This is a genomic window from Brevundimonas sp. ABV4_179 (assembly GCF_056311945.1).
Genome location: NZ_CM149976.1, coordinates 3,552,409 through 3,573,947 on the forward strand (window position 1 = coordinate 3,552,409; position 21,539 = coordinate 3,573,947).

The window sequence follows — 21,539 nt, forward strand, 5'->3', positions numbered from 1 at the left end:
GGCGGGTGGGGAAGCGGTCGGAGCGGTCGGGCGACGAAAAAGTGGGGTGCACGTCCCAAATGGAGGATACAGGCCACTTGTGGTTAAGGCCGGTTAATCTACCAGATATCGCGGTGAACAAAGGACGAATGGGGCGGTGTCGGCGATTCGGTCCTGATTCGTTTCGCGCTTGTTCCGCCAGTCACGGCCGGTGCGTTAATCCACGGGAGGGACGTGTGCGGTCAGGGCGTTCAGCCCTTCCAAAAGGCGTTTGGATTCAGGCGTGGGCTGGCCGGCGTCGGCCAGGGTGATCCGCAGCACGCGGACATGGACCTCGACAGAGGGCCAGGACCAGACGCCGGCGGCGCGCATGCGATCGGCGATTTCGCACAGGCTGAAGGCCGCATCGAAGAAGGTCGGCACATCCAGAAAGCCGGCCATGTCGACCATGGCCGACGCGCAAGCGTAGACCTGCGCCGGGGCCTCGGCCGGACGGCTGGCGCAAAGGCCCTCCACGGCGTCGATCTTGCTCTTCAGCAGCGAGAACACATGGTCGCGCTGGCCTTCCAGGGCCTGATTGGCGCGGGATTCGGCCTCGGCGATCAGCCGTCCGCCGGGGCGGGCCATCTGACGCTGCAGCGAGGTATGGACCTTACGGATGATGGGCTTGGCCGGCGCGTCCGTCACAGACTGACCTTCATCGGTTTCATCATCATGTCGATGGCGTCCTGATCCATATTCTCTTCCACCGCCTCGCCCAGTTCGCCGGACAGGTCCCCCTCGCGCCGGCCGTCGCCGGTCGGCGGGCCGTAGTTGCGCACCCGACGGTCGGGCCCGACGTAGTGGGCGGCGTCGACGAAATCGCGGTCCTCGCCGCCCAGCCAGACGATGCGTTTAAGCAGAAGAGCGGGCGACAGGGGCTTGGCCACGATGAAGCTGGCGCCGCAGTCGCGGCCCTGATGCACCTTGGCCTGGGACGCATGACCCAGGATCATGATGACGGGGACGTATCGGGTCGGCGTCGGAGCGTCGCGGCGCAGCCAGCGCACGAACTCGTAGCCATCCATCTCCGGCATGATGCAGTCGATCAGGATCAGATCGACGGCGCGACGGGCCAGCAGTTCGACCGCCCCTTGCGCCGAGTTGCATTTGATCTGCTCCTTGCAGCCGAAGCCCTGGACGATGGAGGCCAGCATATCCAAGGACGTGGGCTGATCGTCGATCAGGAGGACCGTGGTATGCGCCAGATTGACCCGGTCGTTCTTTGTCATGACATCAGAACAGCATCAGGTCGCCGGCGTCGGCGCCTGCGCCGGAGATCGGGCGATGCTGGCCGGCGGCGGGCCGCAGGCGGCCGGCCATGTCGGCGAGCGGCACCTGGCTGACGGCGTCGGACGGGCTGGCGCCGCCGCTCAACAGCCGCAGAACGCCGGACAGGGCCTCGATGCGCTGGGTCAGGGCGTCCAGCGCCTGGGCCTGGGTCAGGGCGTGCGAACGCTCATCGGGCGGCGCGTGGCGGACCAGGTCGCCGACCAGGGCCTCGATCCCGTCGACGCCCTGGCGCACCCGCATCAGCTCGTCGGAGACGGCGGCCAGCAGATCGGCGTGGTCGGACGGGGCGCTCATGGTCAGAACAGTTCCAGCGCGCCGGCGCCGACCGGGGCTGCGACGGGCGCGGGCCTGGGCGCGACCACGTCGGTCACGGCGCGTTGCAGGGCGCGACCGGCGACGGGCCAGTAGTGCAGGCGTCGTCCGCCGTCGCCGCGCAGACTGCCGCCCACCACGCGAATCCCCTCGTCGCGCAGGAAGCGTTCGGCGAAGTCGGCGTTGGCGCGGCCGACGTCGCGCAGACTGTCGAACATCCGCCCGCCGCCGAACAGCTTGGCCTCCAGCCGTTCGCGACGCCCGCCGGCCTTGAGCAGGTCATTGATCAGCAGTTCCATGGCGTAGGCCCCGTAGCGGCGGCCCGCATCCGTCCCCGCCCCTGCGCCTTCAGGCAGCAGGAAGTGGTTCATGCCGCCGACGCCCGCCAGGGGGTCGCGCAAACACATGGCCACGCACGAGCCCAGGATGGTGCTGAGGACGACGTTGGGATCGGACGTGATGAAATGTTCGCCCTGACCGACGTGAACCCGTGTCTCCACGCTGTCTGTCACGGCCGATGAGGTCATGTCAGCGGTCCGAAGACGGCTTCCAGCTTGCCCTTCAGCTGGGCGACCGTGAAGGGTTTGACCAGATAGTTGTTCACGCCGAACTGCACCGCGCGCTGCACCAATTCGCGGTCGGCGCGGCCGGTCAGCATGATGAAGGCGGTCTTGGACGTAGGCGGGTGGGCGCGGACGGCGCGCAGCAGGCCCAGGCCGTCCAGGTTCGGCATATTGTAGTCCGAGATGATCAGATGGGCGGGCTTGGTGACGATTTCGCGCAGAGCGATCTCGCCGTCGGCCGCCTCGCGGATATCGCGCACGCCGAGCTGCTGAAGACTGGTTCGAACCAGGGAGCGCATGGTCATCTGATCATCGACGACCAGACATTGCAGAGCAGCGGCGGCGGGCATGGTTACGCTCCCGATCTAGGCGACTGATCGTGCGGCCGGATCGGCGCACGATTCGAGAATGGCGGGTGACAGGCGGTGCAGCGGCAACTGGCGCTCCACGGCGCCCAGGTCGAAGGCGGCCTTGGGCATGCCATAGACGACGCAGGACGCTTCGTCCTGGCCCAGGGTGCGACCGCCGGCCTGGCGCATGGCCAACAGGCCCTTTGCGCCGTCGCGGCCCATGCCGGTCAGGATGACGCCCGTCATCGGACGCTTCAGCCGCACGACGGATTCGAACAGAACGTCGACGGACGGTCGATGGCCGTTGACCGGATCGCTGGGGACCAACCGACAGCGCGGGGTCAGGCCGGGCGAGACCTCCAGATGGGTCGCGCCGCCGGGCGCCAGATAGATGTGGCCAGGCTGAAGCGGCGCGCCGTCCACGGCCTCGGTCACGGTCGGGGCGCAGACGCGGTCCAGACGAGCGGCGAAACTGGCGGTGAAGGTCGCCGGCATATGCTGGGTGATGACGGTGGCGGGGCAGTTGGCGGGAAAGCCGCTGAGCACGGTCAGCAGGGCCTCGACCCCGCCGGTGGACGAGCCGATGGCCAGGACATGATCGGGTGCGGGGCGATAGGCGCGCGGGGCCTCGGCGGCGGCCGGCGTGTCGCCCCTGGCGCGGACGCGCGAGCGGGCGGCGGTCTTCACCTTGCCGATCAGGTCGTGGAAGGCGCCGACGCTGGCGACCGCCGGCTTGGCCACCGCGTCCACGGCCCCGATCTCCAGCGCGGCCAGGGTCACGTCGGTCCCGGCGGCCGTCAGGGTCGAGACCATGACCACCGGCATCGGCCGCAGCCGCATGATCTTTTCCAGGAACTCCAGCCCGTTCATATTGGGCATCTCGACGTCCAGTGTGATGACGTCGGGGTTCAGGGCCTTGATGGCCGCGCGCGCCTCGATGGGATCGGCGGCCGTGCCGACGACCTCTATCTCCGGGTCAGACTTGAGCGCGGCCGAGATCAGGCCGCGCATGGTCAGGCTGTCGTCGACGACCAGGACGCGCACGGGGCTCATGCGGCCGCCAGGCGATAGGTGGTCAGGCCGGCGGTCTGCAACTGGCTGGTTGCGGGCCCTGACACCCGTTCGGAATGGCCGATGTAGAGGGTGGCGCCGGGCGTCATCAGGGGCGTGAAGCGCCGCCACACCCGTTCCTGGGTCGCGTCGTCGAAATAGATGACCACGTTGCGGCAGAAGATGACGTCGAACCGGCCCTTCATCGGCCAATCGCCGATCAGGTTCAGTTCCTTGAAGCTGACCAAACGCTTCAGCTGCTGGCCCGCCGTCCACTGTCCGCGGTCGGCGCGGTCGAAATATTTGCGCCACAGGGTGACGGGGGCCGGCTCCAGCGCCTCTTCGGAATAGGTCCCGTCATGGCCCTGCGCGACCATGTTGGGATCGATGTCGGTGGCCAGGATCCGAACGTCCAGGTCCGCCGCCTCGGGCAGGGCCTGGAGCACAGTCAGGGCCATGGAATACGGCTCCTGCCCGTTCGAACAGGCCGCCGACCATAGGCGCACCCGCCCGCCGGCGCGGGCGCGCGCGGCCAGTTCCGGCATGACCCGGTCGCGCAGGTCGTCGAAATGGTGCGGCTCGCGATAGAAGCGGGTGACATTGGTGGTCAGGGCCGCCGTCATCTTCTGACGTTCGTCCACCCCGCCCACCCCCTCGATCAGGGCGCAGTAGTCGCGAAAGCTGGTCAGACCCAGGGTCCGCAGCCGCTTGGCCAGGCGCGAATAGACCAGGGCCGCCTTGCCCTCGTTCAGGGCGATGCCCGCGTGGGCGTGCAGCATTTCGGCGATGTGGCGGAAATCATCCGCGGTGAAGACGAACTCCCCCTCGACGATAGATCCCCGACCGGCGGCGGCGTTCATGCGGCTTCGGCCTCGACCTGCGGCAGGATGTGATCCAGTTCGATCAGGCTGATCATGCGGCCGTCGATGGAGAAGAGGCCCTTGACGAAGGTCTTCACGCGGTCGCTGGCGACATCGGGCGTCGGCTGGACCGCCGCCTCGCTCATCTGCAGGATGTCGGACACGGCGTCGACCAGCAGGCCGACCATCCGGCCGCCGATGTGGGCGACCATGATGACGTGGCGGGCCGTCGGCTCGGACGTCTCGAGCCCGAAACGCGCGCCCAGGTCGATGATGGGCAGGACGGTGCCGCGCAGGTTGATCACGCCCTTCATATAGCCGGGCGAACGCGGCAGGGGCGTCGCCGGCGTCCAGCCGCGGATCTCGCGCACCGACATGATGTCGACGCAGAACTCCTGGGCGCCGATGCGGAAGGCGATCAGTTCGCGCTGGGGGTCTTTGGCTTCGGTCATGAATCAGCTCGCAAGCTTGAGGTCGGGGCGGGCCGCCTTGCGGCGCATGTCGGCGACAAGAACGTCGATATCGAGGATCAGGGCGACGCGGCCGTCGCCCAGGATGGTGGCGGCGGCGACGCCTTCCACCGGCTGGTAGTTGGTCTCCAGGCTCTTGATGACGACCTGGCGCTGGCCCTGGATCGCCTCGAAAAGCAGGGCTGCCTGCTGACCACCCTCGGTCTCGACCACTACGGCGACGCCGCCGGTGGGATCGATGGGCGTGCTGCTGAAGCCCATGATGAAGGCCACGTCGATCAGCGGCAGGAAGCGGTCGCGGAAACGGATGACCGGATCGACGCCGCCGACATGGTGCAGATCGACAGCCTGGGGCGTCAGGCTTTCGACGATGGCGGGCAGCGGCGCGATCAGGGTCTGCTCGGCGGCGGTGACGACCATCCCGTCCATCACCGCCAGGGTCAGCGGCAGGCTGAGGGTGAAGGTCGAGCCCTTGCCCGGAACCGAGCTGATGGAGATGCGGCCGCCCAGGGCCTGGATCGAACGTTTGACCACGTCCATGCCCACGCCACGGCCCGAAATGTCGGACACCACGGCGGCGGTGGAGAAGCCGGGCGCGAAAATCAGATTGTCGACCTGTTCGTCGCTGAGCGCGGCGTCGGGCGCGATCAGACCCTTGTCCACGGCGATCTTCCTGACCCGCTCGCGATTGATGCCGCGTCCGTCGTCGGCGATTTCGATGACGATCCGACCCGAGCGGTGCAGGGCGGCCAGACGCACCGTTCCTTCGGCCGGCTTGCCGGCGGCGACACGCTCCTCGGGCGTTTCCAGCCCATGGTCGATGGCGTTGCGGAGCATGTGGGTGATCGGCTCGGCCAGGCGTTCGACCACGGTCTTGTCAACCTCGGTATCCTCGCCGGCCGTGACCAGGCGAACCTGTTTGGAGACCATGTCCGCGACCTCGCGCACCAGTCGCGGCATACGCTGGAACACCGATTTCACCGGCTGGGCGCGGATGGCCATGACGCTGTCCTGAATCTCGCGCGTCAGAAGCTCCAGATCCTCCATGCCGAGCGCGATGCCCGAGGACCGGGCCAGGCCGCTTTCCAGCACGCGCTGGGACAGCATGGCCTGCTGGATGACCAGTTCCCCCACCACGTTTATCAGACGATCCACCCGATCCAGATCGACCCGGATCGTGACGGGCGCGGCGGCCGAGGCGGCGGGCGTCGCCATCGGCATGGCGGCCGGGGCCGGTTCAGGCGCGGGGGCGACGAAGGCCGGGATTTCGGGCACGGCTTCGGACGCCGCCTCCGGTACGAGGTCAGCCACAGCGCCGGTCGCGCGGGCCAGCAGGGCGGCGATGTCCAGATCGTCGGCGGCGGGCAGGATCGCGGCTGGCTCGTCCTCAAAGACAACGGCGGCGGCGGAAGCATCAGGGACGGCGTCGGACGCCTCGCCCAGCGGCGTGATGGTCAGGTCGCAGTCGCTTTCCACGAAGTCGAAAACCTCGCGCACCTCGGCCTCGTCCACATCGGCCGACAGATCGACAGTCCAGGTCAGGCAGCCGTCTTCGACCGACAGGGCGTCCAGCGTGGGAACCGCGCTGTCGTCCAGGTTGACCTGGGTCGGGCCAAGCCGTCCCAGTTCGCGCAGCAGCAGGCCCGCCTCGTTGGCGTTGGCGTACATCCGCCCCATCGGCCTGAACACGATCCGCCACCCGGCAGGGGCGGCGCCCATGGGCGCGGCGGGTTCGTCCAACGCCATATCGAAAGCCATGGGGGTGAAGCCGAAGTCGTCGTCTTCCTCCATGACGGGCGGCGGAGCCTCGCCGCCATGCGTCAGGACCTCCAGTTCGCCGACCAGGGCGGCCGAGCGCGCCTCGTCCACCGGCGGGATCAGCCCCTGGGCGGCCTGGATATGATCGGCCAGCACGTCGGAGGCGCGCAGCAGGGTCTTGATCGTGACCGCGTCGCACGGTTTCCGGCCCGCGCGCAACTCGTCCATCAGGGTTTCGAACACATGGGCGAACCGGACCAGCGCCTCCAGCCCGAAGGCCCCCGCCCCGCCCTTGACGGAGTGGACGGCGCGGAAGACGGCGTTGATCGTCTCCAGGTCCGTCTGCCCCTGCTCAAGCAGCATCAGCTTGGCCTCCAGGTCCGCGAGCAGTTCGTCGCATTCCTGGAAGAAGGTGGCTTTGATGGATTCGAAGGCGTCCATTGATTGCGGGTCCGGCGGGCGTGTCGATCAGGCCGCGACGCGGCGAACGGCGTCCACCAGCTTTGCGGGGTCGAAGGGTTTGACGATCCAGCCCGTGGCGCCGGCCGCGCGGGCGCGCGCCTTCTTCTCGACATCGCTTTCGGTGGTCAGGACCAGGACGGGCGTGGCGCGGTGGTTCGGATCGGCGCGCACGCCCTCGATCACCCCGAACCCGTCCATGCGCGGCATGTTGATGTCGGTGATGACGACGTCGGCGCCCCGCGCGGCCAGGGTTTCCAGACCGTCGATCCCGTCCACGGCCTGGATCACGGTATAGCCCGCATCCTCCAGCGCCAGCAACAGCATGTCCCGCATGGTGCGCGAATCGTCGATCGTCAAAACGGTCTTGGTCACGCTTGAGCCCCTTCGTTGATCAGATCGGGCGCGCCGAAAGCCGCCCATTGTTCGCCCAAAGGTTGCGACACAGAACCTAACCTTAGGTTGACGCCATCGGCGGCCCAGGTTCGGGCGGCCGACAGCAGCACCTGAAGGCAAAGACCACCCAGCCGCTGGACGCCGGAGGCGTCCAGCACCAGGTCGCGGCCGCGTCGCGCCAGGAGCTCGGCCTTCAGCGGCGCCGCCGCCTTCAGGTCCAGGATTTCGGGCAGAACCAGCAGATCGGCCATCAGAACTCCTCCCATCCGTCTTCGGTAGGCGCGGGTTGCGGCTTCAGGGCGGCGCCGCCGCGTCCCAGGGTCTTCAGCGCGGCGACCATTCGGCTGGGCGCGGACGGGGCGGATGCGCGCGGCGGTGCGACCGGGGCCATCCGCAACGGGCTTTCGCCGACCCGGAACTGGGCCACCGAGGCCTGCAGGCTTTCCGCTTCCTGGGCCAGCGAATGGCTGGCGGCGGTGGACTGTTCGACCATGGCGGCGTTCTGCTGGGTGACCTGATCCATCTGGTTCACGGCCGTATTGACCTGGGCCAGGCCGACGGCCTGCTCCTGGGCCGAGGCGGCGATTTCGGTGACCAGGCTGTCGATCTCGGCGACCCGGTCCACGATCCGTTGCAGCGCCTCCCCGGTCTCGCCGACCAGTTTGACGCCCGCGCCGACCTGGCCCGTCGAGGCCGAGATCAGGGTCTTGATCTCCTTGGCGGCCTCGGCCGAACGCTGGGCCAGGGCGCGAACCTCCGACGCCACGACCGCGAAGCCGCGACCGGCGTCGCCAGCCCGCGCCGCCTCCACTCCCGCGTTCAAGGCCAGAAGGTTGGTCTGGAAGGCGATCTCGTCGATCACCCCGATGATCTGGCTGATCTGCGACGAGGAGGTCTCGATGGCCGTCATGGCGGAGACGGCGTCGCGCACCACCACGCCGCTTTTCTCGGCGTCGCCGCGCGCGGCCTGGACGACATCCGACGCCTGGCGCGCGCCCGAGGCGGTCTTGTTCACCGTGGCGGTGATCTGATCCAGGGCTGCGGCGGTCTCTTCCAGGCTGGCGGCCTGTTGTTCGGTGCGTCGCGACAGGTCGTCGGCGGCCTGGCTGATCTCGCCCGCGCCCGAGCGGATGCCCGCCACATTGGCGACGACCACAGACACCGCGCCCTGAAGCTGGGCGATGGCGGCGTTGAAGTCGGACTTCAACCGCTCGGCTCGCGGCGCCACCTCCAGGGTGAAGCGGTGCGTCAGATCCCCGTTCGCCATGGCCGACAGGCCGGTGGCCAGGGCCTCGAGGGCCGCCTTGTCCTCGGCCGCGATCCTGGCCTTCTCCGCCTCGTTGGCCGCACGCTCCTGCTCAGACAGCGAACGCTGGGCCAGGGCTTCCTGTTCGATGCGCATTTTTTCGACGGCGGCGTCGCGGAAGGCCACGACAGCCTGGCTCATCTTGCCGAACTCATCCTTGCGGTTCGCCCCGGAAATCTGGATCCCCGTGTCGCCCGCCATCAGCTTCTGCATATGGCCGATGATGGCGAACAGCGGACGCACGATCGCGCGCGAGGTCAGGAAACCCGCCGCCAGGGCGATCAGCAGGGCCGCGATCAGGCCGGCGACGACGGCGACCATGGCGGCGTTGGAGGCCTGCGACTGCGCCTGCCGCGCAGCAGCGACCGCAGCGGTGTTCGCTTCCTTGATCTCGTCGATCGCTGTTTCCAGCGGCGCCAGATAGGTGTCGGCCAGACCCTTGCGCCCCACAAGGCCAAGCGCCTCGGCCTTGCGACCATTCGCCATCATGGCCGATCCCGCCACGACCACGTTCTCGTACCATACGGTGTTGGCCTGGATCGCCCGGTCGATCGGCGTCTCGCGCTGGCCCGAGAGGTCATCACGCAGTTCCTCCATCGCCTCGAGGAACTTGGCGCGATGCTCATCGACCCGCTGACGATAATAGGGATCCTCGGACAGAAGATACCCGCGGAAGGCGTTTTCCTGGCGCGTGACATAGAACTCGGCGGCGGCGGCGTCGCGGATCGCCTTGTTCTCCAACGTCCTTTGATCGCCGGCCGCATTGATCCTGACCAAACTGGCGACGATGACCACGCCCATTACGGCGATGGTCGTCAGCACAAGGGCGAAGGCCGTGAACAGCTTTCGGCCGACCGGCATGTTTTCGATAAGCTTCAACTCAATATCCCCTTACTGGGTCAATCAAAACGAATAGGCGGCGGAGGCCACGAGGCGACCTTCATAGGGTTCGCCCGCGTTGTGGCGGTCGGTGTCGTACCAGCGCAGATCCAGGCCGACGGCGTCGGTCAGTCGGCGTTTGGCGCCCAGGTTCCAGGCGTTGTAATCAACCCCGCCGTCCGCCATGCGATTAGCGACGGCAGCCGAAACCTTGGTGGCGGCGGACATTGCGACGGCGCCCTGAAGCTCCAGCCACCAGGCGGCCTTCGTCGCGGCGAAACCGTCGGGCGAATAGTTGACGCGAATCCGCGTCGCGACCGGGCCCAGCTTGCGAGCGGCGTCAGCCTGATATTCCCAATAGTTGGCGTCCACGCCCGCGCGGCTGCCCGGCAGGTCGCGGTTCAGGACGGCCAGATCGAAGGCGAAACCCGCCGCTCTCGGCCGCCAGCCCAAGGTCGATATGATTTCCATATCGTAGCCCTGCGACCCGGCGGCGTCTGTCGCGAAGACGCTGACGTAAGCCTGGCCCAGCACGGTCTCGACCTTGGCGAAGGGCGCGATGTCGCCGTCGCTCTTGCCCAGGCCCTTGCCGACGTACTGGCTGGCGACGCCCGCCTCGCCGGAAAGGGATTGCGCCTGGGCGACAAGGGGAAACGCGAAAACGAGGCCTACGACGACCGCTGGGAATGCAATGGTTTGGCGACGCAAGATCGAAAGCCCCTGGAACCGTCGCAATATGCTTTCCAAGCGTGAGGCGATGATTAATGCCGGGCGGAATTTCATCCTTATGTAGAAGTGCGTAGCCGCAGCCGGCTTCGAGCCTCTGTTTCGCACATCTGCGGCACACCGATTGCGCGCACAGCCCTCAACTCCGCGGATTACGTATTTCCCCGCATTAGAGGATGGCCTATACCGAAATACGCCGAAAAGACGGCTAAGGGAGCGCCCGGCTGTTTTGCGTCCGTCAGCATGAGCCCTGGTAAAAGCGACTTTCCCCTTGCTGGCGCGCGGGGTTTTCTGAACCTTCGCCTGGCGAACACCTGGCCGGGCGGCGCCTTGATCGCATGCACCAGCGTATTGGCGGCGATGGGATTGAGGCTGGCGCTGGAGCCCGTCGCCAAATTCTATTACCTGCCAATGGTGCCGGCAGTGATGATCACCGCCCTTCTGGCGCCGCGCAGCTCGGTCTTCCTGTCGATCATTCTGTCCATCGTCGGGATAGAGCTGACGGTCAGACGGGGCGGCGTGGTGGATACGATGGCGAACGGCGGCCTGTTCGCCCTGGTCGGGCTAGCCGTGGCAGAGGCCTGCAGCCGCCTGCGGGCGTCTCGCGATGCGGCCGAAACCCTGGCCCGCAACCTGGCGCATCGCAAGACGCTGCTGACCACCATCCTGGCCTCCATGTCCGTGGTCACTCTGGACGACGGCGGCCGAATCCGGCGCATCACCCGAAGCGCCGCCGCGCTGCTGGGGCTTGAACCGCAACAGGCCATCGGGCGACGTTTCGATGATCTGGCGCCCGGTTTCGACGCAACGCCGGCTGAGGGTTCGGCGCGGGGCGACGAGGCGTCCCGGCTGTGGCTGATCGAGCGTCCAGGCCAGGAGCCGGTCCGCCTGACCATCAACGCGCATAAGCTGGCCGACGACGCCGCGCCGGAACGGATCGTCCTGACCCTGACGGACCAGAGCCAGGCCGAGGCGACCCGACGCCAGGAACGTGAGTTGAACGACCGCCTCAGCAGCGTCTGGCGTCTGAACTCCATGGGCGAAATGGCCGCGACGCTGGCGCACGAGTTGAATCAGCCGCTCAGCGCGGCCGCAGTCTATCTGCACGCAGGTCGGACCGATCTGTCCCGGATCGGCCCCGCAGCCGAACCGACCGTCGACACCCTGGACCTGGCCAAGGCCCAGTTGCTGCGCGCGGGCGACATCATCCGGCGGATGCGCGAAATGATCTCCAACGGGTCGCGCGCCTTCAGCGAGGAGCGGGCCGCGCAGATCATTCGCGACCTGGAGCCGGTGATCGCCCTGATCGGTCAGGACACCGGCGTCGCCATTCGCATAGAAACCGACGGAGCGGACGATCAGGTGCTGGCCGACCGCATCCAGTTACAGCAGGCCCTGGCCAACCTGATCCGAAACGCCGTGGATGCGGTCATGGACCGCGACGACGGTCTGGTGACGGTGATCGGTCGCACGCTTGGCTCCGAGGGCTACGAGATTTCGGTGCGCGACAATGGGCCGGGCATCGCCGAGGATCAGATGCACCGCATCTTCGACCCGATGATCTCGACCAAGACCGGCGGCATGGGCCTGGGCCTGTCCGTCACCCGCTCCATTGTCGAAAGCCACGGCTCGGCCCTGGTCGTCAGCCGTCCGCAGGACGGCGGAGCCTGTTTCACGTTTCGATTGTCACGCCCCACGGAGTCTGAAGCCCCATGACCCCGCATTCCATCTTCATCGTCGACGACGATCCCGCCATGCGCGACGCCCTGACCCTGATGTTGCGCGGCGCCGGGTTTCGCGCCCGAGCCTTCGTCAGCGCCGACGACTTTCTGGGCGACCTGCCGACAGACGCCAGCGCCTGCGTCGTCACCGACGTTCGGATGCCGGGGGTCGAGGGGCCGGAGCTTGTGCGCCGATTGAAGACCCTGCGCGGCGACAGCTGGCCGGTCATCGTCATCACCGGCCACGCCGACGTGCCGCTGGCGGTGCAGCTGATGAAGGCGGGCGTCTCGGACTTCATCGAAAAGCCGTTCGATCCGCAGCAGATCCTGGACAGCGTCGGCCGCTGCATCGCCTCGCTGAGCGGGCTGGAGGCCGAACGCGCCGCGCGCGAGGAGGCGCAAGGCCGCCTCGCCTCCCTGACCAACCGCGAGCGCCAGGTGTTCGACGCCCTGATCGACGGTTGCTCCAACAAGGAGATCGCCCTTCGTCTGGAGATCAGCCCGCGCACCGTCGAGATTTTCCGCGCCAAGGTGATGACCAAGATGCAGGCGCCGAACCTGTCCACCCTGGTGCGGATCGGAATGCGTCTAGGCGACGCTTGAGCCGGAGCGAAATCGTCGCCACCTTAGAACAATCATGAGCGACCGGTCCGCAGGCCTGGCCCCATCGCGCGTCACCGCGGTTCTGGGCCCCACCAACACCGGCAAGACCCATCTGGCGGTCGAGCGGATGCTGGGTCATGCCTCGGGCATGATCGGCCTGCCGCTGCGGCTGCTGGCGCGGGAAATCTATGAGCGGATCGTCAGGTTGCGCGGGGCCGCCGCCGTCGCCCTGATCACGGGCGAGGAGAAGATCGTCCCGACGCGCCCGCACTATTTCGTCTGCACGGTCGAAGCGATGCCGCTGGAACGCTCGGTCGAGTTCCTGGCTATCGACGAGATCCAGCTGGTCGCCGACCCGGAGCGCGGCCACGTCTTCACCCAGCGGCTGCTGCACGCGCGCGGCCGGTTCGAGACCATGTTCTTGGGCGCGGGCACGATGGAGCCGCTGATCCGCCGTCTGGTCCCGGACGTCGAGATCGTGACGCGGGATCGCCTGTCCACCCTGTCCTATGCGGGGTCCAAGAAGCTGACCCGCCTGCCTCGACGCAGCGCCATCGTCGCCTTCTCCACCGACCGGGTTTACGCCATCGCTGAGCTGATCCGGCGTCAGCGCGGCGGGGCGGCGGTGGTCATGGGCTCGCTCAGTCCCCGCACCCGCAACGCTCAAGTGGCCCTGTATCAGTCGGGCGAGGTCGACTTCCTGGTCGCCACCGACGCCATCGGCATGGGGCTGAACATGGACGTGGACCATGTCGCCTTTGCGGGCCTGAGAAAGTTCGACGGCAGGCGGACCCGCTGGCTGCACGCCCATGAGATCGGCCAGATCGCGGGCCGAGCGGGCCGCCATCTGCGCGACGGCACTTTCGGCGTGACGGCCGAAGCCGAGGACCTGGATCCCGATCTGGTCGAACAGGTGGTCGAACACCGGTTCGATCCGGTCGAGGCGGCGGAGTGGCGCAACGCCCGGCTGGACTTTGACACCCTGCCCGACCTGCTGCGGTCCCTGACCGTCACGCCCCAGCGGTCGGGCCTCAGCCTGACGGCGGAGGCCTTGGACGAAACCCTGCTGCGCCGCCTGATCAGGGACGAGGAGATCGCCCGCATCGGCCGCTCGCGCGGGGCCATCATGCGTCTGTGGGAGGCGTGTCAGCTGCCGGACTTCCAGAAGACGACGTTGGATGAGCACAGCCGTCTGGCCAAGGACGTCTTCACCGCCCTGACCAGCAAGCGCGGGCGGTTGGCGGACGACTGGATGGCGCCCCGCTTCGCCTTCGTGGACCGTGACGACGGCCAGATCGACCAACTTTCAGCGCGGCTGTCGGCCGTGCGCACCCTCTCCTACATCGCCAACCGGCCTGACTGGGTTCACGACGCCCAAGGTTGGCGCGACAAGACCCGCGCGCTGGAGGACCGGCTGTCCGACGTGTTGCACGAACGTCTGACCGCGCGGTTCGTGGATCGCCGCACCACCGCCCTGATGCGCGCCCTGAACGTGCGCGACGACACCTTTGCAGGCGTCGCCGACGACGGCGAGGTGACGGTCGAGGGACAGGTGGTGGGCCAGCTTCAGGGTGTCCATTTCCAGATGGAGAAGGGGTCGTCCGCGCTGGAAGACCGGACCTTGCGCCAGGCCGCCGTCCGCGCCGTGACGCCCGAGATCAACCGCCGTCTGGGACGGTTGGCCGCCGAGACCGACGACGCCTATTCGGTCACGCCCGACGGTGCGGTGCTGTGGCGCGGCGTGCTGACGGCCCAGATTACAGCGACGCCGCAGGGGGCCGATCCGTTTTCACCCCAGGTTCGGCTGCTGGGCGATCTTGGCCCCACGCCTGCGCGCGAGCGGGCGCAGCGTCGGCTGGAGGCGTGGCTGGCTTCGGAGGCTGGCCGGGCGCTGCGTGATCTGCGCCGCCTGCGTCAGGCGGTCGAGACCGGCGCCCTCAAGGGCCTGCCGCGCGGCGTCGCCTTTCGCCTGATCGAAGCCGGGGGCCTGATCGACCGGCGCGAGGTCGAACGCGATCTGGCCGCCCTGAGCCAGGTGGAGCGGCGCACGCTGAAAAGCTTCGCCATCCGCGTCGGGGTGCATTCGGTCTGGCTGCCGGGCCTGCAGAAGCCCCGCGCACGCCATTTCGCCCAAGCCTTCATCGCCGCGCCCCTGATCCCGGCGACGCCCGACCTGATCCCGACCCCGGTCGAGACGCCCTCGCCGCGCCTGCTGTCGGCGCATGGCCTGCGTCTGGCGGGCCGCTGGCTGGCGCCGGTCGACACGCTGGAGAGGATGGCTGAACTGCGCGCCGCCAATCACGGACGGCTGTCGGACGAAGCTCTGACCGAACTAGGGTGGAGCCCCGATCAGGCGAAACAGGTCATCGCCGCCCTGAAGACCGACCGCGCCAGACAGCCGGACAGGCCAGGCGCCGCGCCCAGGCCGGTGAAGGATTCACCCTTCGCGGCGCTGGCGGCCCTGACGGAGGCGCCGCCCGCACGCGCCAAGCGACGCCGCCCGCGCCGGAAGGCAAAGGCTTGAGCGAGGACGCCTGCCGCATCGACATATGGCTGTGGCGCGCCCGGTTCGTGAAGACGCGGGGCCTGGCCGCCGGCCTGGTCGAGCGCGGCGCCGTGCGGCTGACGCATCACGGGCGCGAGACGCGGCTGGACAAGCCCAGTCGCTGCGTCCACGTCGGCGACCGGCTGACCTTCGCCCAGAACGGGCGCGTCGTCAGCCTGCGTGTCGAGGCTCTGGGTGAAAGGCGCGGACCCGCCGAGGAAGCCCGCGCCCTCTACGCCCTTACTTTTGAATGACGAACTCGCCTTCGATGTGCAGCTTCACCTCGTCGGACACGGCCGGCAGGGCGTAGTTGATGCCGAAGTCCGAGCGCTTGATGGTCGCTTCGCCGTCGAAGCCGGACTTGTAGGCGCCCATGACGGTTCCGGCGCCGTTGAACTTCACCTCAATGGTGACCGGCTTGGTCACGCCCTTCAGGGTCAGGTCGCCGACCACCGTCGCTTCGTTGCGATCAGACGGATCGACCGTCACCGAGCGCGACACGAAGGTCGCGGTCGGATGATTGGCGGTGTCGAAGAAGTCGGCGGTCTGCAGGTGGGCCTTTAGCCGGTCGTCGTTGGGCGCCACGTCGGTCAGCGGAATGGTGGCGGTCAGCGTCGAGGCCGACGGATTGGCCGGGTCAAGCTTCAGCTGGGCCTTCACGTTCACGAACTGGCCCGTATAGGTCGACAGGCCGAAGTGATTGACCGACCACGTGATCTTGCCGTGGCTGGATTCCAGGTCGTAGTTGCCGGCGGTGACCTCGGTCGGGTTCGTGGTCAGGGCGGCCTGGGCGACCACGGCGCCGCCGGCCGCGAGGCTGAGCGCCAGGGCGCCGGCGAGGGCGTATTTCACGAAGGGCGTGCGCATGGGGGAGATCCTGTGATGGAAGGGCGGATATGCAATCAATACAGTTGCGATTAAGCCTGACCGTTGTCAAGGCGCGGTGGATGTCGTCCATTCACCCTGAGAACGGCTCTCGCCTTAAGCCCTGCTGTTGACAGTTGGTTGCGTGGCCGCCATGTCGCAGGCCTCCCGCTCACAGTTTGACGCTCGTTCCCCGCCCAATGACCTACATCGTCACCGACGCCTGCGTGAAATGTAAGTTCATGGACTGCGTCGAGGTGTGTCCGGTGGACTGCTTCTACGAGGGCGAGAACTTCCTGGTCATCGCGCCGGACGAATGCATCGACTGCGGCGTGTGCGAGCCGGAATGCCCCGTCGACGCCATCGTGCCCGACACCGAGGACGAGCCGGACGGCAAGTGGCTGCAGGTCAACGCCGAATACGCCAAGGTCTGGCCCAACATCACCGTCAAGGGCACGCCCCCCGCCGACCGCGAACAGTACGAGCGCGAGACCGGCAAGTACGAGAAATACTTCAGCCCCAAACCGGGCAAGGGGTCCTGACGCCAAGGCTCGGGCCCGGGCCAGCCTTGCGGCAGATCCGCGTCCGCCTTGTGGACGTTTTGAAATTCCGCAGATTTGTGATAGGTTCTGTTTCATTGGATCGGGCGGTCCGCGAAAACTTCGCGCCGCCCGTGTTTGCGACAGAATCCCGCCCACAGACGGGATCGGCCAGAGGTTTGGTGATCCGTTTCCGCATTTGACGCCCTACATCATCCCCTCCGACGGAGCGATCCGGCGGGTGAGATTCTGTTTGCGTTTCCTGCGCCTTCGCGTCGCCCGGCCCTGACCGGGAAAGGACGAATATGACGAGCAAGACTGGTCTGGAGTTCAAGGTTGGCGACGCGGTCGTCTATCCCGCGCACGGCGTCGGCAAGGTCGCCGCGATCGAGACGCAGGAAGTCGCCGGCATGTCGCTGGAAGTCTATGTCGTGACCTTCGACCACGAGAAGATGACCCTGCGCGTCCCGACCAAGAAGGCCGTGACGGCGGGTCTGCGCTCGCTGGCCGCCGACGACGTCGTGACCAAGGCCCTGACCACCCTGAAGGGCCGGGCGCGCATCAAGCGCACCATGTGGTCGCGTCGCGCCCAGGAATACGAAGCCAAGATCAACTCGGGCGACCTGATCTCCATCGCCGAAGTGGTCCGCGACCTGCACCGCGCCGACACCCAGCCGGAACAGTCCTATTCGGAGCGCCAGCTCTATGAATCGGCTCTGGACCGCATGGCCCGCGAAGTCGCAGCCGCCAACAAGATCGACAAGGACGCCGCCGTCGAACTGCTGGCCAAGTCGCTCAGCGCCAAGAAGCCGGTCCCAACCGCCGAAGCCGCCTAGGCTTCACGGTCGAACAAACGAAAAGGCCCCGGAGCGATCCGGGGCCTTTTTGTTTCAGCCTCGCCTATTTCCGGACCCGTCATCCTGGCCCTTGACGCCGGATTTCCGGCGCGGACGAAATCGAGGCTTACAGCAGACATCTGAATCTACGGATCCTCGCCACAAAGGGCGAGGATGACAAAATTTGAGCGTCACCCCCGCCTTCAGAAATATTCCGCGTTCGCCGGGCACTGGGCGGCTAGACGGCGCGCGGTGATGCTGGCGGGGATGTAGGGGGTGCCGCGCACCAGCTGAGCGCCGCCGCGGAAGCTGAAGCTGGTGTCGGTGTAGGTTCCGTTCAGGCGCACGGCGATGCGCCGGCCCTTGCGATCCTGACACGTGCCCTCGAACCGGGCGTTTCCGCCCCCGACCACGCGCGTCGGATAGGTGCAGCGCCATTTGTTGGTCGAAAGACCGCCGAAGAAGCGGTTGATCTCGCTGGGGCGCACGCACTTCTGCTCGGTGTCGCGCTGACCTACCGCGCTGGTGGTGTATTCCCAATAGCCCGGCAGGACCTCGCTCTGGGCCGCCGTCTGGGCGGGTGCGATGGCGGGGGCGGCCAGCATGACGCCGCCGACCATCACCGGGGCCAGAACGGCGAGCGCCCTCTTGGGCAGGCGGTCGATCAGCGACGGACGGGACATGGCGGCCTTCTGTTCAGGGGAGATGTTCATGATATGGGGCATAAAGGTCAGGATTTGAACGAGGCCTGAACGGCCCCGTTCCCGGACGGACGAAGGATCGACCGTTCCCGTCCAGACTCGACTTGACGCCGAACCGCCTCTTCCCTTATACGGCCCCCTCTCGCGCGGGCTGGTTCCCGCGCGCAACTGTTTCATGCGTCTGCTCCCAGCGTTTTTGGGGCGAACGCCGCACCTTAAGGATCTGACGATGTCGCGTCGTTGCGAACTCACCGGTATCGGCCCCATGGTCGGCCACAACGTGAGCCACTCGAACATCAAGACCAAGCGCCGCTTCCTGCCGTCGCTGAAGACGGTCAAGGTCACGTCGGACTCGCTGGGCCAGACCTTCAGCCTGCGTATCTCGAACGCCGCCCTGCGCACCCTGGACTACAAGGGCGGCCTGGACGCCTTCATCGTCAAGGCCCGCGACGAGCAGCTGTCGATCGCCGCCCAGCGCATCAAGCGTCAGGTTCGCGCCAAGCTGGCCGAACAAGCCGCCGCCTAAGTCCGGCGACGTCATAAAGTTCTGGAAGAGGCCGGCGGAGACGCCGGCCTTTTTCTTTGCGCGTCGGACCTGCCGCGCTAAGCCTTTCCCGCCGCTGGAAGGGAAAGTCCGATGCGCATCAAGACCCTGCTCGCCGCCGTCAGCCTGACGGCCCTAGCCGCCTGCGCCACCGCGCCGCAGCCGACCGCCCCCCCGCCACGCGAATCGACCGCCTTCACCCTGGCCACGGACCAACCGCGCACAGCCGAACAGATGGCCATGCAGTTCGACAAGGCCGATCTGACGATCAAGGTCATACCCGCCGACAAGGCCATCGACGCCGTCGCCGTTCTGGACTTCACCGCGACCGCGCCGCTGGAGCGGCTGGTGGTCGAGTTGGATACGCTGCTGACCCTATCCTCGGTGCAGGTGGACGGGGTGGAGATTCCCGCCGACCGCTGGTCCAACCCGGAAGGACGGCTGACGGTCGCCTTGCCCCGCCCGCTGGCGGCAGGACAGAAGACGGCTCTGCGGATCGCCTACGCCGGCCAGCCGCGCGTCGCGCCACGCGCGCCTTGGGACGGCGGTTTCGTCTGGTCCACCGCCCCGACCGGCGAACCCTGGATCGCCACGGCCGTCCAGGGCGAGGGCTGCGACATCTTCTGGCCCTGCATCGACAGTCCGCACGGCGAGCCGGGGCGGGTCGACCTGCATATCACCGTGCCGTCCGACCTGTCGGCGCCGTCCAACGGCCGGTTCCTGGGCAAGGTCGATCACGGCGACGGCTGGACCACCTGGAACTGGTCGGCCAAATCGCCCAACACCTACGCCATCGCCCTGAACGTCGGCCCCTATGAGGCGGTGACGAGCGACTATCGCAGCCGGTTCGGCAACATCATCCCGATGGCCTACTGGCATCTGAAGTCGGATGCGCCGGAACAGGTCCAGGCCCTGTTCGCCCAGTTCCCGCAGATGCTCGACTTCTTCGAGGCGACGGTCGGCCCCTATCCCTTCGGCGACGAGAAGATGGGGGTGGTCGAGACGCCGCACCTGGGCATGGAGCATCAGACCATCAACGCCTATGGCAATGGCTACAAGATCGACGGCCGGGGCTACGACTGGCTGTTGCAGCACGAGTTCGCCCACGAATGGTTCGGCAATCAGCTGACCAATCAGAACGCCGACGACATGTGGCTGCACGAAGGTTTGGGCAGCTACATGCAGCCGCTCTACGCCCGCTGGCTGCTGGGCGACCGCTACATGCAGCGCGAACTGGCCAATCAGCGCGAGGGGCTGATCAACAAATATCCGGTCGTCTCGGGCGCGCCCAAGACCGAGGATGAGGTTTACAAGGGCGATGTCGGGCCGGGCAACGACATCTATTCCAAGGGTTCGCTGATCAGCCATTCGCTGCGGATGCTGATCGGCGACGCGGCCTTCCACGAGGCGATCACGCGACTGGTCTATGGGCGGCCCGATCCCCAGCCCGGCAATTTCGCGCCGCTCTATCGTTCGACCGGCGACTTCCTGGAGATCGTCAATGCGGTGACGGGCCAGGACTATGGCTGGTTCTTCCGGGGCTACCTCTACAACGCCGCCCTGCCGGTGCTGAAGCAGACGCGCGAAGGCGGGCTGTTGCGGCTGGAGTGGACGACGGGCGACGGCGGGGTCTTCCCCATGCCGGTCGAGGTGGAGATCGACGGCGGGGTCCAGGTGGTGGCGATGACGGGCGGCCGGGGCGAGATCGCTGTCGCGCCCGGCGCCCATATCCTGATCGACCCGCAAAACAAGGTGCTGCGCCAGATGGACGTGATCGACGACCTGCAGGCCTATAAGGCCACGCAGAAGGCGAAGGCGGAGGCCAAATAGCCGACTTTCAGGCCGCCGCCACCGTCACCGACTGACGCACCATCTGGCACCGCTCCTGGGTGGTCAGGAAGGCGATGTCGGCGGCGTCACGACCGCAGGCGATCCGCACCAGCCCCTCGACCGGGGCCAGGCCCGTGGCGTCGACCAGCCACCAGCCATTGTCCAGCCAGACCTCGAAGATGGCGTGGAAGTCGGGCGGGGTCAGCTGGTGGGCGAAGGCGCTGACGGCGCGCGCCGGAATGCCGGAGGCGCGGCACAGGGTCATGCCCAGATGGGTGAAGTCGCGGCACACCCCGGCCCGGTCGATGAAGGTGCGAGCCGCCGTCGTCTCCGTATCCGACACGCCATGCTCGTAATCGACGTGTTCGGAAATCCAGTTCAGGATCGCCAGAACCCGCGCCCCGCCGGCGGTCTCGCCGAATTCGCGCGCCACGAAGCGGCCGAACTGGTCCGACGGACAGTAGCGGCTGGGCTGGAGATAGGGCAGCACCTCGGCCGGCAGCTCGCCCCAGTCGTGCTGCGACACCTCCGGCGGCAGGCCCTTCAGCACGCCATTGTCCACCAGGGCCTCATAGACCAGGGTCACCTCGCCCGAGACGTGACAGCGCAGGGTGCGGGCGCCGAAATCGACGTCCTGATCCTCGTGAAAATCGACCGGGGGGTCGAAGGTCAGGCTTTCCTCCAGAATGTCCTGACCGGGCCAGTGCGCGACCTGGATCTTGTAGATGGCGTCCGTCGGCGGATCAAAACGATAGACGAGTTCGGCGCGCACGCGCAGTTTCATGGGGCGACCGATCCAGGCGAAAAAAGCGAGAGAGGCTGCTGAACGTCAGGCGACCTGAGCCGTTCCGTGCAACGCCCAGCCTTGTAACGCGCCTCTCGCCGGGAGGAAATCGACAAGCCAACACAATATGTT

General features: G+C 67.2%; 24 protein-coding genes. 8 read left to right on the top strand and 16 right to left on the bottom strand.

Annotated features, from left to right (window positions below; translation table 11 throughout):
* Window positions 1–195: 195 nt before the first annotated feature.
* From ACYX4P_RS17450 to ACYX4P_RS17510, 13 genes are read right to left on the bottom strand one after another with little or no spacing between them, the layout of a single operon-like run.
* The gene (locus ACYX4P_RS17450; RefSeq protein WP_248118600.1) at window positions 196–666 is read right to left on the bottom strand and encodes a hypothetical protein; all 471 of its coding nucleotides are present in this window, start codon (window positions 664–666) and stop codon (window positions 196–198) included.
* A complete protein-coding gene (locus tag ACYX4P_RS17455) occupies window positions 663–1,250 on the bottom strand; it encodes a response regulator (RefSeq protein WP_248118602.1) in 588 nt (195 codons plus the stop codon). The genes ACYX4P_RS17450 and ACYX4P_RS17455 overlap by 4 nt, the downstream gene beginning before the upstream one ends.
* A gap of 4 nt (window positions 1,251–1,254) precedes the next feature.
* Window positions 1,255–1,605, bottom strand: a complete 351-nt coding sequence (locus ACYX4P_RS17460) for a hypothetical protein (RefSeq protein WP_248118604.1) — start codon at window positions 1,603–1,605, stop codon at window positions 1,255–1,257.
* A gap of 2 nt (window positions 1,606–1,607) precedes the next feature.
* Window positions 1,608–2,150 (bottom strand): chemotaxis protein CheD, encoded by a 543-nt coding sequence (locus ACYX4P_RS17465; protein WP_248118606.1) that lies wholly within the window; start codon window positions 2,148–2,150, stop codon window positions 1,608–1,610.
* Window positions 2,147–2,536: a response regulator gene (locus ACYX4P_RS17470; RefSeq protein WP_248118608.1), complete on the bottom strand. Its 390-nt coding sequence runs from the start codon at window positions 2,534–2,536 to the stop codon at window positions 2,147–2,149. The genes ACYX4P_RS17465 and ACYX4P_RS17470 overlap by 4 nt, the downstream gene beginning before the upstream one ends.
* Window positions 2,537–2,551: 15 nt before the next feature.
* Window positions 2,552–3,589 carry a protein-glutamate methylesterase/protein-glutamine glutaminase gene (locus ACYX4P_RS17475; RefSeq protein WP_248118610.1) on the bottom strand — a complete coding sequence of 346 codons (1,038 nt, stop codon included), beginning with the start codon at window positions 3,587–3,589 and terminating at the stop codon, window positions 2,552–2,554.
* The gene (locus ACYX4P_RS17480; protein ID WP_248118611.1) at window positions 3,586–4,446 is read right to left on the bottom strand and encodes a CheR family methyltransferase; all 861 of its coding nucleotides are present in this window, start codon (window positions 4,444–4,446) and stop codon (window positions 3,586–3,588) included. The genes ACYX4P_RS17475 and ACYX4P_RS17480 overlap by 4 nt, the downstream gene beginning before the upstream one ends.
* Window positions 4,443–4,898, bottom strand: coding sequence for a chemotaxis protein CheW (locus ACYX4P_RS17485; protein WP_476070122.1), 456 nt, complete (start codon window positions 4,896–4,898; stop codon window positions 4,443–4,445). Before ACYX4P_RS17485 ends, ACYX4P_RS17480 begins: the two co-directional genes overlap by 4 nt.
* A 3-nt stretch (window positions 4,899–4,901) precedes the next feature.
* Window positions 4,902–7,115, bottom strand: coding sequence for a chemotaxis protein CheA (locus ACYX4P_RS17490; protein WP_248118615.1), 2,214 nt, complete (start codon window positions 7,113–7,115; stop codon window positions 4,902–4,904).
* Window positions 7,116–7,142: 27 nt separating this feature from the next.
* Complete coding sequence (locus tag ACYX4P_RS17495; protein ID WP_248118617.1) at window positions 7,143–7,508, bottom strand: response regulator; 366 nt, start codon at window positions 7,506–7,508, stop codon at window positions 7,143–7,145.
* A complete protein-coding gene (locus ACYX4P_RS17500) occupies window positions 7,505–7,780 on the bottom strand; it encodes an STAS domain-containing protein (protein WP_248118619.1) in 276 nt (91 codons plus the stop codon). The genes ACYX4P_RS17495 and ACYX4P_RS17500 overlap by 4 nt, the downstream gene beginning before the upstream one ends.
* Window positions 7,780–9,696, bottom strand: a complete 1,917-nt coding sequence (locus ACYX4P_RS17505) for a methyl-accepting chemotaxis protein (RefSeq protein ID WP_248118723.1) — start codon at window positions 9,694–9,696, stop codon at window positions 7,780–7,782. Before ACYX4P_RS17505 ends, ACYX4P_RS17500 begins: the two co-directional genes overlap by 1 nt.
* Before the next feature lie 42 nt (window positions 9,697–9,738).
* Window positions 9,739–10,422, bottom strand: coding sequence for a TorF family putative porin (locus ACYX4P_RS17510; RefSeq protein ID WP_248118621.1), 684 nt, complete (start codon window positions 10,420–10,422; stop codon window positions 9,739–9,741).
* Between the two features lie 348 nt (window positions 10,423–10,770).
* Between ACYX4P_RS17510 and ACYX4P_RS17515 the strand changes: the two genes are divergently transcribed.
* From ACYX4P_RS17515 to ACYX4P_RS17530, 4 genes are read left to right on the top strand one after another with little or no spacing between them, the layout of a single operon-like run.
* Window positions 10,771–12,156 carry a two-component system sensor histidine kinase NtrB gene (locus ACYX4P_RS17515; protein WP_292046059.1) on the top strand — a complete coding sequence of 462 codons (1,386 nt, stop codon included), beginning with the start codon at window positions 10,771–10,773 and terminating at the stop codon, window positions 12,154–12,156.
* Window positions 12,153–12,764, top strand: coding sequence for a response regulator transcription factor (locus tag ACYX4P_RS17520; RefSeq protein ID WP_248118626.1), 612 nt, complete (start codon window positions 12,153–12,155; stop codon window positions 12,762–12,764). Before ACYX4P_RS17515 ends, ACYX4P_RS17520 begins: the two co-directional genes overlap by 4 nt.
* A 34-nt stretch (window positions 12,765–12,798) precedes the next feature.
* A complete protein-coding gene (locus tag ACYX4P_RS17525) occupies window positions 12,799–15,288 on the top strand; it encodes a helicase-related protein (RefSeq protein WP_248118628.1) in 2,490 nt (829 codons plus the stop codon).
* Window positions 15,285–15,563, top strand: coding sequence for an RNA-binding S4 domain-containing protein (locus ACYX4P_RS17530; protein WP_248118629.1), 279 nt, complete (start codon window positions 15,285–15,287; stop codon window positions 15,561–15,563). The genes ACYX4P_RS17525 and ACYX4P_RS17530 overlap by 4 nt, the downstream gene beginning before the upstream one ends.
* Here ACYX4P_RS17530 and ACYX4P_RS17535 read toward each other — a convergent pair.
* A complete protein-coding gene (locus tag ACYX4P_RS17535; RefSeq protein WP_248118630.1) occupies window positions 15,550–16,176 on the bottom strand; it encodes a YceI family protein in 627 nt (208 codons plus the stop codon). The two genes, ACYX4P_RS17530 and ACYX4P_RS17535, sit on opposite strands and share 14 nt — an antisense overlap.
* A 197-nt stretch (window positions 16,177–16,373) precedes the next feature.
* Between ACYX4P_RS17535 and fdxA the strand changes: the two genes are divergently transcribed.
* A complete protein-coding gene (gene fdxA / locus ACYX4P_RS17540; RefSeq protein WP_017505910.1) occupies window positions 16,374–16,715 on the top strand; it encodes a ferredoxin FdxA in 342 nt (113 codons plus the stop codon).
* 302 nt (window positions 16,716–17,017) lie between these two features.
* Window positions 17,018–17,548: a CarD family transcriptional regulator gene (locus ACYX4P_RS17545; RefSeq protein ID WP_017505911.1), complete on the top strand. Its 531-nt coding sequence runs from the start codon at window positions 17,018–17,020 to the stop codon at window positions 17,546–17,548.
* 203 nt (window positions 17,549–17,751) lie between these two features.
* Here the strand turns inward: ACYX4P_RS17545 and ACYX4P_RS17550 are convergent, their stop codons facing one another.
* The gene (locus ACYX4P_RS17550) at window positions 17,752–18,261 is read right to left on the bottom strand and encodes a DUF3617 domain-containing protein (protein ID WP_248118631.1); all 510 of its coding nucleotides are present in this window, start codon (window positions 18,259–18,261) and stop codon (window positions 17,752–17,754) included.
* A 217-nt stretch (window positions 18,262–18,478) separates the two neighbouring features.
* Between ACYX4P_RS17550 and rpmB the strand changes: the two genes are divergently transcribed.
* Together rpmB and ACYX4P_RS17560 are read left to right on the top strand one after the other, a co-directional pair.
* A complete protein-coding gene (gene rpmB, locus ACYX4P_RS17555) occupies window positions 18,479–18,775 on the top strand; it encodes a 50S ribosomal protein L28 (RefSeq protein WP_248118632.1) in 297 nt (98 codons plus the stop codon).
* 111 nt (window positions 18,776–18,886) lie between these two features.
* Window positions 18,887–20,623: a M1 family metallopeptidase gene (locus ACYX4P_RS17560; RefSeq protein ID WP_248118633.1), complete on the top strand. Its 1,737-nt coding sequence runs from the start codon at window positions 18,887–18,889 to the stop codon at window positions 20,621–20,623.
* A 7-nt stretch (window positions 20,624–20,630) separates the two neighbouring features.
* Here the strand turns inward: ACYX4P_RS17560 and ACYX4P_RS17565 are convergent, their stop codons facing one another.
* Window positions 20,631–21,407: a transglutaminase-like domain-containing protein gene (locus tag ACYX4P_RS17565; RefSeq protein WP_292046061.1), complete on the bottom strand. Its 777-nt coding sequence runs from the start codon at window positions 21,405–21,407 to the stop codon at window positions 20,631–20,633.
* Window positions 21,408–21,539: the final 132 nt, after the last annotated feature.

Excerpts from the sequence above, each read along its gene's own strand:
- ACYX4P_RS17455 (WP_248118602.1), bottom strand. The coding sequence starts at position 1,250 with ATGACAAAGAACGACCGGGTCAATCTGGCGCATACCACGGTCCTCCTG.
- ACYX4P_RS17460 (WP_248118604.1), bottom strand. The coding sequence starts at position 1,605 with ATGAGCGCCCCGTCCGACCACGCCGATCTGCTGGCCGCCGTCTCCGAC.
- ACYX4P_RS17465 (WP_248118606.1), bottom strand. The coding sequence starts at position 2,150 with ATGACCTCATCGGCCGTGACAGACAGCGTGGAGACACGGGTTCACGTC.
- ACYX4P_RS17470 (WP_248118608.1), bottom strand. The coding sequence starts at position 2,536 with ATGCCCGCCGCCGCTGCTCTGCAATGTCTGGTCGTCGATGATCAGATG.
- ACYX4P_RS17475 (WP_248118610.1), bottom strand. The coding sequence starts at position 3,589 with ATGAGCCCCGTGCGCGTCCTGGTCGTCGACGACAGCCTGACCATGCGC.
- ACYX4P_RS17480 (WP_248118611.1), bottom strand. The coding sequence starts at position 4,446 with ATGAACGCCGCCGCCGGTCGGGGATCTATCGTCGAGGGGGAGTTCGTC.
- ACYX4P_RS17485 (WP_476070122.1), bottom strand. The coding sequence starts at position 4,898 with ATGACCGAAGCCAAAGACCCCCAGCGCGAACTGATCGCCTTCCGCATC.
- ACYX4P_RS17490 (WP_248118615.1), bottom strand. The coding sequence starts at position 7,115 with ATGGACGCCTTCGAATCCATCAAAGCCACCTTCTTCCAGGAATGCGAC.
- ACYX4P_RS17500 (WP_248118619.1), bottom strand. The coding sequence starts at position 7,780 with ATGGCCGATCTGCTGGTTCTGCCCGAAATCCTGGACCTGAAGGCGGCG.
- ACYX4P_RS17505 (WP_248118723.1), bottom strand. The coding sequence starts at position 9,696 with ATGCCGGTCGGCCGAAAGCTGTTCACGGCCTTCGCCCTTGTGCTGACG.
- ACYX4P_RS17520 (WP_248118626.1), top strand. The coding sequence starts at position 12,153 with ATGACCCCGCATTCCATCTTCATCGTCGACGACGATCCCGCCATGCGC.
- ACYX4P_RS17525 (WP_248118628.1), top strand. The coding sequence starts at position 12,799 with ATGAGCGACCGGTCCGCAGGCCTGGCCCCATCGCGCGTCACCGCGGTT.
- ACYX4P_RS17535 (WP_248118630.1), bottom strand. The coding sequence starts at position 16,176 with ATGCGCACGCCCTTCGTGAAATACGCCCTCGCCGGCGCCCTGGCGCTC.
- fdxA (WP_017505910.1), top strand. The coding sequence starts at position 16,374 with ATGACCTACATCGTCACCGACGCCTGCGTGAAATGTAAGTTCATGGAC.
- ACYX4P_RS17545 (WP_017505911.1), top strand. The coding sequence starts at position 17,018 with ATGACGAGCAAGACTGGTCTGGAGTTCAAGGTTGGCGACGCGGTCGTC.
- ACYX4P_RS17550 (WP_248118631.1), bottom strand. The coding sequence starts at position 18,261 with ATGAACATCTCCCCTGAACAGAAGGCCGCCATGTCCCGTCCGTCGCTG.
- rpmB (WP_248118632.1), top strand. The coding sequence starts at position 18,479 with ATGTCGCGTCGTTGCGAACTCACCGGTATCGGCCCCATGGTCGGCCAC.
- ACYX4P_RS17560 (WP_248118633.1), top strand. The coding sequence starts at position 18,887 with ATGCGCATCAAGACCCTGCTCGCCGCCGTCAGCCTGACGGCCCTAGCC.
- ACYX4P_RS17565 (WP_292046061.1), bottom strand. The coding sequence starts at position 21,407 with ATGAAACTGCGCGTGCGCGCCGAACTCGTCTATCGTTTTGATCCGCCG.